The organism is Streptomyces sp. NPDC004788, from assembly GCF_053601115.1.
Genome location: NZ_JBSGBF010000045.1, coordinates 51,532 through 60,093, shown reverse-complemented (window position 1 = coordinate 60,093; position 8,562 = coordinate 51,532). Strand labels below are relative to the sequence as shown.

Sequence of the window (8,562 nt, the reverse complement as noted above, 5' to 3'; positions counted from 1 at the left end):
ATATCCCGCTCCGCGGGATATGCCCCGGCAAGCCGGGGCATAGAGCGCGAATTGCGCAAGCGCAATTCGGATTCCCGCGCAAGCGCGGGAATGGAATTCCGTAAACGGAATTCCGGACGGAATGTAATTCGCGCAAGCGCGAATTGGAGGCGACCGCGCAAGCGCGATCACCCGGGCTGGCTACGAGGGGAGGTGCATCACGCTCGGGACTGTGTAGGGCTTGGGATTCCCAGCCACCACCGCCGCAACGAGAGTGACGGACCGTCGGCCCGATCGGGTGCCGGCCCCACCGCAGTGACGGGCTCCGCTGCGCTCCACCCTGACCACTCCCCCACCCTCGAAACCGGCCGCTCACGTTCACGAATACCCCGCCAGCTTACACGTCAACCCACCACTGTGGGGCGGATTACGTACATGCATCACCCGAGCGAGCGAACGCGCAACCAGCGTGATGCATCACGCAGCGCGAGTGTGTAGCATTTGGGCCCTGGCCGCACCACCCCTAAGCCAGTCCAAAAACTCACCGGCTGAATTCAAGATTGCACGGCCTTGAATACCTTAGCCACAGAACGGAAGCCCGATATGGGAATGCCGGAATTCGGCGTGCGGAGGTACATGAGCCGTTCGGCCGCCAGGCCGTACGGCGGAACCCACCACCGGCACCGGCCACGCCTCCATGCTTTTGAGCGTCACGGCCGGTACAACCCGAGACGCAGCTCCGCTGGTGCCGCCTACGGTCCGCACCCGACGCACGGAGCCGCACGCGAAGCCGCCTCAGCCCCGTCCGGGGGCCGACGCGCAGCAGTTGGCGGGCCGCCGGCGGATGGATCCGCGGCCTCCCCCGCCTGGTCGCGAGCCTCGCCGCTGAATGGAGCGGCTGGAGGGCGCGGCGCGGGCCGTAGGGGGCGCGCCTCTAAAGATCAGATAGGCGCGAGCCTCTGACCTGCGGAAACGCGCGAGATATATGCAGCCTGAGTGAATGGATCACGCCCGAGGGAGGCGAGTTGCATGCACGTAGGTGAATAGATCGTTCCTGTCCAGAGACACGCCCGCCGCGTGCATACATCGCCTGCATAACATCGCAGATCTGCTATGTTATGCAGCCCCGACGATCATGGAGGAGAGCCCGTGGCCCAGCCCTTGAGGCGCAGCGCGGAGGCGCCGGCGACCACGCCGCGGCTGGCCCCCGCTCCGCCGCCCGCCGATGCCGTCAACGGCATGGAGACGGCGCAGCAGCTGGTGAGCAGCCTGGAGAGGCTGGCCAAGCGCGGCGGCACCTTCACGACGAAGGACCCGGTCAAGCCGTACGTCTTCTACGGCAAGGGGCACCTGAGCATGTCCCAGGTGATCGAGGACAACCTGTGGAAGTTCGATCTGAGCGCCATGTCGCGGAACGTCTTGGACTACCTCAAGACGCACCACGACAAGGAGGGCCTGGTGGAGATGACCCAGGGCGGCCTGGCGAAGAAGTACGGCTGCTCGCAGTCGAAGATCTCCCGCGCCGTCGGCCAGCTCAGCCACCACAACTTCACCTGGCGGGAACGCCGTGGGGTGTACCGGCTCAACCCGCTCTACGCTTACCGGTGGGGCAGCGAGAAGCAGCTGCGCCTGGTGAAGTCGCTCAAGAAGACCCTGGTCGACCACGAGATCACCATCCCGACGGTGAGGAACGAGGCCACGCGATGAGCTCCGCTTCCATTCCTGGTTTCCACAACCCGGAGATCTTCGAGGTGCTGCCGAACGCCTGCCTGTCCCCCACGGCCCGCGACGTCTTCGACGTGCTGACCTCCCGCCAGGAACCGGGCGGCCTGGTCAAGATCCGCCAGCAGGAGCTAGCCGAGCGCCTCGGGCTCACCCAGTCCGTGGTCTCCCGGGCCATCAGCCAGCTGCGCGACAAGGGCATCATCAGCGAGCGGCAGCGCCGCGGCGAGGTCCTCATCCACCCGCTGCTGGCCGGCTACGAGTCGCTGAGCCACATGGTCAACCACCTCAAGGCGCCCGACACGTTCGTGTGGCCGCTGAACTTCCCGACCGGCGACATCCGCCCGCCGCGCGCGCGAGACGCCCGCATCGGCACAGACTTCGACCCGGACCCCGACGGCGGCGAGGACGCCCCGCTGCCGGACGCACCGCCCGCCCTGCGACTGGCCGGATGATCCGCGACTCCTGCCCCGCCACCACGGCGCCCACCCCACCGGGAGGGCGCCGTCGTCGTTCCCGGCCGCCCCGCTGCAGCACGGTGGCCGGCCCGCTCGCCGTCGCCGGCAGCGCGCTGTCTCGCGTCGTGCTGTATGCAGCAGCCGCATAGATCTTTTGGCCCGCTGTACGAGCAGCACCCTTGTCCCGCCTGGCCCATGCAAATGCTGCGCTGCCCCCGGACCCTCGCCGTACAGCAGACCGCGAGCACGACCAGGACCACGGGCAGCACCGACTACAGCACCGTCCCGGCCAGGGCCCGGCGGTCACCGGTCAGGGCGTAGCGGCGGGCAGCGAGGCCGTGGTCGAGGGGCTCGCCGATCTGCTCGCACAGGAGCGCCAGGACGTCGGCGGCCTCGGTGTCGGACAGGTACGCGGGGGCGACTTCGAGCATCAGCTCCCCGATCGCGTGGCTGCTGGCGGCGAGGTCGTCGACGACGGCGCGCAGCGCGGTGACGGCGGGGTCCGCCGGCGGTTCGGCGGGCGCCGGGGGCGGCGCGGTGCGGACGTCGCGCACGGCCTGGCGGACCACGGCGCGCACCGTGGCCGTGTCGAGGGCCTGGGGGCCGCTGTGGGCGAGTGCGGCGAGTCGGCGGGTGATGATCTCCGCGACGGCGTCCGTGCGGCCGGAGACGGCGATCAGGGCCCGCTGGGACAGGCCGTAGTCGAGCGCGGCCGCGGTGCCCGGGTTGCTGTCTCGCGTGCGAGACGTCTCGGGGCCGGCGGCGACGGCGTCGTGGATCGTGGCGAGTGCGCGGGCGACATCGAGGAGCCGGTACGCCTGGGCGCGGCTGATGCCGAACTCCGCCCGGCAGTACGACTCCCAGCTGCTGTGCCCGAGCGGCAGCCAGACGCGGGCGGCGTGCGCGTCGCGGACCCGGGCGGCGAGGACCGCCACGGAGCGCCGGACGTCGTCCATCGCCTCGCGCAGCCCGGCCGTCATCTCCCGGGCGCGGGCCTCGCTCAGCGGCGGCCGCGCCGGTTCGACGCCGTGCTCCTGGTCCTCGTGCTGCTCGCCCACGACTCCATCGTCCTCCGCGCCGGCGGGCACCACCAGGGCGTGCGGGAGCACGAGGCGCGAGCTCCGTCTCACAGGCTCACAGCCTCACAGTTCACCCCGCCCACCTGGGAAAACGGCCTGGGAGTCTCCTAGCCTCACAGCGTGACACCGGTGCGCGGGGCGGGTCTGTCACGCTGATCCGCGACGGCGGGCGCGGGCCTGCCGCACGACGCGAGAGGGGGCCCGGTGGCGGGGATCGAGCGGGAGCCGGCGGAGGTGCGGATACCCAAGGCGGCGCTGGACGCCTTCGCCGCGGCGCTGAGCGTGCGCACGGTGGCGATGCGGACCTGGCCGAACGACGGCCTGGAGTGGATGTACCCGGTGGGCACGTGGGAGGAGGCGCACCTGGAGGTGGCGCTCCTGCCCGGCGGCGAGGAGGTCTGGCTGCGGATGTCCACCGACCGCTCCAGCGTCGCCGTGTGGACCATCGAGCAGTGGTGGGAGTTCGCCGGGGAACTGCCCGGCGCCACGCCGTCGGCCTGAGCCGCGGGCGGCCAGCGCACGGACGGCGGAAGCAGGCGTGGCCCCGGCGGGCCCGGGTCGTTGAGCACCCGGCCGCCGTGGCCGCTGACCGCCGAGCGAACGAGGACCGATGCCGAACAGGCCGCCGTACGACACGACCTACGGCTTCGACCACGACACCCGGACGGTGCGCGTCCATCACCACGACCTGGCCCGGCTGCTGCTGATGTTCCGCTCGCTGATGCGCGAGACGCAGAAGCCGGGCTCGTGGGAGCACATGGACGACTACGACCTGTCCTTCGAGCGCCTCGCGGACGCGGCCGACGCCGCTGCGGAGATCATCCACGGCAAGAAGTGGACGGGGCCTGACCTGCGGATGCGCTGCACAACCACCGAGCCGGTCTACGAGTGGCCCGAGGGCGGCCCGTACGACGGAGAGGCAACGTTCACCTGGAACGTGCCGGGCTACGGCTCACACGCCTCCGACGACGACCAGGTCCAGCACTACTCGAACACGGCGCTGTGCGGGTTCAGCTGGGCGAAGGGCGACCGGCCGCGCCGGGTGGAGGGGCTGCCGGAGTGCCCGGAGTGCCGGCGCGAGGTGCAGCTCGGTGCCGACCGCCCGCGCGGCGCCTGGTGACAACTGCCGGGCGGATACGCATTGCCGCCGGGTGGCAACGGGTGGATACGGCGGTGGCTACGATGCGCAACGGCCCGGCCCCGGCAGCTGCAATGCCGGGGCCGGGCCGTTGCCAGGGGTTGGCTACCCGAGCCAGACGATGTTCAGGACGGTCAGGCTGTTCAGGGGCCGGTTGACCCAGTAGGTGACGGAGAGCTGGCCGACGGCCGCGTAGCGGACGTCCTCGCCCTCGTCGTCGTCGGTGTCGAACTGCCGGAAGCCGAACGGATCGTCGGCGGCCGCGGCGAGGATGTCCCACACGGTGTCCACCGCGTGCTCGGGCAGCGCGTCGAGGACCTTGGCGGCCGGTGCGGAGACGCGGACCGCGTACGGCGACGGGCTCACCCGCGACGTCGGCGGAGCTCCGCCAGGTCGACGGCGTCGCTGTCGTCGTACCCGGAGGCGACGAACGCGTCGACGGCCGGGGCGTGCGCGATGCGGCCCTGCCAGTCCTGGACGACCTCGTAGAGCCCGGCCAGGGAGAACGTGCGGCGGGATTCCTCGAGGGCGGCGGTCCACTCGCGCTCGAAGGCCGGCACCCAGCGGTCCGCGCGCTTGTCGGCGCGCAGCTGGGCGAGGAGTTCGGCCGGCGCCCCGGGCGCGGGGGCGTAGGCGGTGACGGGTGCGTGGTCGGGCTGCGCGCTCATCGTGTCCTCCTGGCGGGTCCTCCCCTCACCGTACGCGCGCCGGGTGGCCGTGGATGCGGTCATGGGCGGATCCCCTTCTACCGGGTCAGGGTGCGGGCGACGGCCTGGGCGTGCTCGCGCAGCGGCAGGTCCTGCTTGCCCCAGGTGGCGGCCACGTAGTTGAGGAGTTCGGCCGTGGCGCGCTCGGAGTCGCTCGGGTCGCTGGTGAGCAGCTTGTCGGCGGCGAAGGCGACGTCGACGGCCGGGGTGGACAGGTCCTCCGGGGCGAGGGCGTTGCCGCGGTCGACGTCCAGGACCAGGAGGTGGCGCACCTGGTTGCGGGACTGGATGGTGATGGTGTCCTCGCGCGGCGAGTCCGCGTCCGCGACGGTGAAGCCGGGGTGGTTGAGGATCGCCGCGGCGATGGCCTCGGTGAGCACCGGCTCGGGCAGCAGGTCGTTGTCGGTGGGCTCCGCCTCCTTGAAGGTCAGCGTGTAGTTGATGCCGGCCTCGGTGGTGAACCACACCGTGTCGCCGCCCGGGTCGGCGTCCGCGGCCGCGAAGTGCGGGCTGCGGCGCAGCGCGTCGGCGACCCGGACCGGGTCGTGGTCGGCGTCGAACAGCGGGCTCTTGTCGCGGTCGATGGGCGGAAAATTGGCGGTCACGTATTCGCTCCTAGTCAGTAATCCAGATCGAGGTAATCGATGTCGTTGATTTCCACGTCCGACAGTCCCATAGCGCGACCGCCGCCGTCCTGGAAATACACTTCCTTAAACCCTTCGGCGATGATTCCGCGCATCTGCTGGTCGCTGGCCCCCGCGTCGCGGGCGTCGAAGAGGCGCTGCGCGTACTCCGGGGGGAGGTGCACGGTGAGTCGCCGGAACCGGCCGTCGTCGGTCGTGCCGACCGGTGCGGTGTAGCCGAACCGGGCCCGGGTCTCCACCGTGATCCCGCCCGTGGTGGCGGCCTGCTTCTGCCGGCGCTTGCGCACCAGCGGCTGCCACCGCTGCCGTACGGCGTCGTCGATCTTCGCGGCGACGTCGGCGCGGGCGTGCTTGCGGGCGCCGCGCCGGTAGCGGTTGACGGAGTCGGCGGTGACCCCGAGCTCCTGGGCGACGGCCTTCGCGCTGCCGAACTGTTTGATCAGGAACCCGACCTGCCCCTTGAGGGTCTTGGGCGGGTCCTTGGTGAACGCCTCGCGGTCGGCCCGCTCGATCGCGTCGTCGATCTCCCCCACCGGCTACTCCCCTTCGTCCAGGACGGCGTCGCCGCCCTTGATGTGGCGGGCCGGGTTGAGGCCCTTCTCCATGAGGTCGACCGCCCACAGCATCTGCTGGACGCCCTCCAGCTTCGCCAGGCCGGGCGTGGGCCCGAGGCGGAATCCGCCGGGCTGCGGCTTGCCGGACGCGGCGTAGGGGAGGAAGTCGAGCGGGGAGGTCCCCGGGCTCGGGTAGACGACGCAGTCGGACAGCACGGCCAGCGGGTACAGGCCGGTCATGTCCGCCATGTTGCGGAGCTTGCGGTGCATGTTGACCCGGGCCTTGCTGATGACGGCGGCCCGGATGTCGGGGCGCCAGGTCGGCCGGGAGAGGGCCGGCCACGTCTCGCCCTCCTTGTAGTGCTTGCCCTGGGGGCGCTCGCGGAGCTTGCCGACGCCGCCCTTGACCGTGGCCTTGATCGCGGAGAGGACGGCGGCCAGGCCCGGGTCCTTCTCCTTGTGGTGCTCCATCGCCGCGAGGAACTCGGTGTCGGACAGGTCCCGGGTGACGCCCATGTCGGCGAGGGTGTCGACGTAGGCGTTCTTGAGGCGGTCGTGCCACGGGTCGAGGTACGCGCCGGTTTCGCGGCGCAGGTACGCCTCGATCGGGTGCACGTCGTAGCCGAGCTCCTGGGCGTAGGCGAGGGTGTGCGTCTGATACCAGGCCGGGCCGATCGGCCGGGAGCCGTCCGGCGTGAACGGGCTGGGCAGGCGCGGGTCCAGCTCGATGTGGGAGAGGTCGGCCAGCCAGCTTCCTGGGATCTTGGGGTTGAACTTCGGGGCGTGGAAGTGGTCAGGGGCGGAGAGGCCGACGACCAGGCGGGCCGCGGCGGCGAGGAACGCCGTGTTCAGGTCGAGGCCGACCGCCCACGGCAGGGTGCACTCCTCATCCGAGAGCGTGTCCACGTCCCGCACCCACTGGTACGCCTCCTCGTTGAGGAAGCCGCCGGTCCAGCCGGAGTTCACGACGACGGGGTGCTCCGGGGTGGCCTCCGGCGGTGCCGGGTCCATCGGCTCGGTGCCGAGGCTGCCCGCGTTGTGGCCGGACACCCAGTTCCCGGTCGCCGGGTCCTGCACGGCCTTGGTCGGCGGGCGCAGCGCGGTCATCAGCTCCAGGCCGGAGACGGCGGTGGAGCCGCGCGGGGTGATGACCCGCTGGGCGTACACGCCGAGGACGCGGGCGATGTCGGCCGGCTCCATGTCGGCGACGCCGGGCCAGGACCGCTCATCGAGGGCGTCCCAGGACAGGATCGCCAGCTGCACGCACTGGCGGTCGCGGCCCTGCGCCTTGCGGTAGATCCGCGCCCACGGTCCGAAGCCCCGCTGGGTGAGCTGCCACTTGGCCTTCGCGACCTGCTTGACGACCGGGTGGTCCTCCGGCAGGCGCAGCGAGCGGCGCTGCTCGTGGCCCTCCAGGCGCTCGGGCAGCCCCAGCTTCACGGCGGCCGCGGCGGTGAGGACGATCAGCGGGTCGCTGTCGTTGCCGTACCGGTTGAGCTTGGCGGCGCCGAGACCGGACTCGCGCAGCGTCCACTCCACCAGCTCCGGCACGGTGGTCGCCGGGCAGTCCAGCACGACGCCGCCCGCCGCGTACGCGGAGCCGTCGCCGTCCAGGACGGCCAGCGGGCCGTGCGGGAAGCGAGGGTCGACCGCGGGCTTCGCGGCCTTCTTCGCGGCCGGACGCCGGGACGACGTCGCCGGGCGCGCGGCCGGACGGGCAGGACGCTCGGGTACCGGCTTCACCGCAACGCCGATGTCGGGCTCAGCCTCGTCCTGCTCCACGGTGGGCACGCGGGTGAACGTCTGCGGCACCTCGGGCTGAGGCGCGACGGCCGGGGCCGGGGCGGCGGGAGCCGCGTGGGCGGGGTACTTCGCCGCCCATCCCTTGAGGAGCCGCTGGTACGCCTCCAGGCGCGGCGACTTCGGCTCGGAGCGGCCGTTCTCGTAGTTCTTGACCGTCTGCACGGTCGACTTCAGCGCGGTCGCGAGGCGGGCCTGGGTGATGCCGGCGGCCTCGCGAAGGCGGGCGCGCTCCGCCGGGGGCGGGAGCTGCGGCTCCTCCTCCAGCAGCGCGTCGATGTTCGCGAACAGCTCCTCTTCGGATGCCATGTCGATCTCCTTTCGTGCCCTCACCCTAGCACTGTTTACCCTAGCCTTTAACCCACTTTTTTAACCCGTTCGGATTCATTGATCGGGCGGGAAATGGACGGCTCGAAGGGTCTGCCGCAGGCCCTGGCTCACACCTGACAGCCTCATCGCGCACCGCCTCCACCTGGGGAAA

Annotated in this window: 10 protein-coding genes; 4 read left to right on the top strand and 6 right to left on the bottom strand. The window is 71.3% G+C overall.

Features of this window, described 5'->3' with window-relative positions; translation table 11 throughout:
* The first annotated feature begins 1,128 nt into the window (after nt 1-1,128).
* Both ACWEJX_RS20865 and ACWEJX_RS20860 read left to right on the top strand, forming a co-directional pair.
* Entirely contained in the window at nt 1,129-1,686 is a 558-nt protein-coding gene (locus ACWEJX_RS20865; protein ID WP_451608895.1) for a replication/maintenance protein RepL, read from the top strand.
* Nucleotides 1,683-2,156 (top strand): helix-turn-helix transcriptional regulator, encoded by a 474-nt coding sequence (locus ACWEJX_RS20860; RefSeq protein WP_224291230.1) that lies wholly within the window; start codon nt 1,683-1,685, stop codon nt 2,154-2,156. The genes ACWEJX_RS20865 and ACWEJX_RS20860 overlap by 4 nt, the downstream gene beginning before the upstream one ends.
* Nucleotides 2,157-2,431: 275 nt before the next feature.
* Here ACWEJX_RS20860 and ACWEJX_RS20855 read toward each other — a convergent pair whose 3' ends face one another.
* Nucleotides 2,432-3,268, bottom strand: coding sequence for a hypothetical protein (locus ACWEJX_RS20855; protein ID WP_451608894.1), 837 nt, complete (start codon nt 3,266-3,268; stop codon nt 2,432-2,434).
* Nucleotides 3,269-3,442: 174 nt separating this feature from the next.
* Here ACWEJX_RS20855 and ACWEJX_RS20850 point away from each other — a divergent pair, with 174 nt between their 5' ends.
* Together ACWEJX_RS20850 and ACWEJX_RS20845 are read left to right on the top strand one after the other, a co-directional pair.
* Nucleotides 3,443-3,739 carry a hypothetical protein gene (locus tag ACWEJX_RS20850; protein WP_451608893.1) on the top strand — a complete coding sequence of 99 codons (297 nt, stop codon included), beginning with the start codon at nt 3,443-3,445 and terminating at the stop codon, nt 3,737-3,739.
* Between the two features lie 109 nt (nt 3,740-3,848).
* The gene (locus ACWEJX_RS20845; protein ID WP_451608892.1) at nt 3,849-4,358 is read left to right on the top strand and encodes a hypothetical protein; all 510 of its coding nucleotides are present in this window, start codon (nt 3,849-3,851) and stop codon (nt 4,356-4,358) included.
* A 123-nt stretch (nt 4,359-4,481) separates the two neighbouring features.
* On the opposite strand, the gene ACWEJX_RS20840 is transcribed toward ACWEJX_RS20845, so the two are convergent.
* The 5 genes from ACWEJX_RS20840 to tap form a co-directional block, all read right to left on the bottom strand.
* Nucleotides 4,482-4,742 (bottom strand): hypothetical protein, encoded by a 261-nt coding sequence (locus ACWEJX_RS20840; protein ID WP_451608891.1) that lies wholly within the window; start codon nt 4,740-4,742, stop codon nt 4,482-4,484.
* Complete coding sequence (locus ACWEJX_RS20835) at nt 4,739-5,044, bottom strand: DUF6247 family protein (RefSeq protein ID WP_401639830.1); 306 nt, start codon at nt 5,042-5,044, stop codon at nt 4,739-4,741. Before ACWEJX_RS20835 ends, ACWEJX_RS20840 begins: the two co-directional genes overlap by 4 nt.
* 77 nt (nt 5,045-5,121) lie before the next feature.
* Nucleotides 5,122-5,688 (bottom strand): hypothetical protein, encoded by a 567-nt coding sequence (locus ACWEJX_RS20830; protein ID WP_451608890.1) that lies wholly within the window; start codon nt 5,686-5,688, stop codon nt 5,122-5,124.
* A gap of 14 nt (nt 5,689-5,702) precedes the next feature.
* Nucleotides 5,703-6,260 carry a telomere-protecting terminal protein Tpg gene (gene tpg / locus ACWEJX_RS20825; protein WP_451608889.1) on the bottom strand — a complete coding sequence of 186 codons (558 nt, stop codon included), beginning with the start codon at nt 6,258-6,260 and terminating at the stop codon, nt 5,703-5,705.
* Between the two features lie 3 nt (nt 6,261-6,263).
* Nucleotides 6,264-8,390 carry a telomere-associated protein Tap gene (gene tap, locus ACWEJX_RS20820; protein WP_451608888.1) on the bottom strand — a complete coding sequence of 709 codons (2,127 nt, stop codon included), beginning with the start codon at nt 8,388-8,390 and terminating at the stop codon, nt 6,264-6,266.
* Nucleotides 8,391-8,562: the final 172 nt, after the last annotated feature.

What these genes read in the sequence shown, in the direction of transcription:
- ACWEJX_RS20845 (WP_451608892.1), top strand. Translation starts at nt 3,849, where the DNA reads ATGCCGAACAGGCCGCCGTACGACACGACCTACGGCTTCGACCACGAC.
- tap (WP_451608888.1), bottom strand. Translation starts at nt 8,390, where the DNA reads ATGGCATCCGAAGAGGAGCTGTTCGCGAACATCGACGCGCTGCTGGAG.
- ACWEJX_RS20860 (WP_224291230.1), top strand. Translation starts at nt 1,683, where the DNA reads ATGAGCTCCGCTTCCATTCCTGGTTTCCACAACCCGGAGATCTTCGAG.
- ACWEJX_RS20835 (WP_401639830.1), bottom strand. Translation starts at nt 5,044, where the DNA reads ATGAGCGCGCAGCCCGACCACGCACCCGTCACCGCCTACGCCCCCGCG.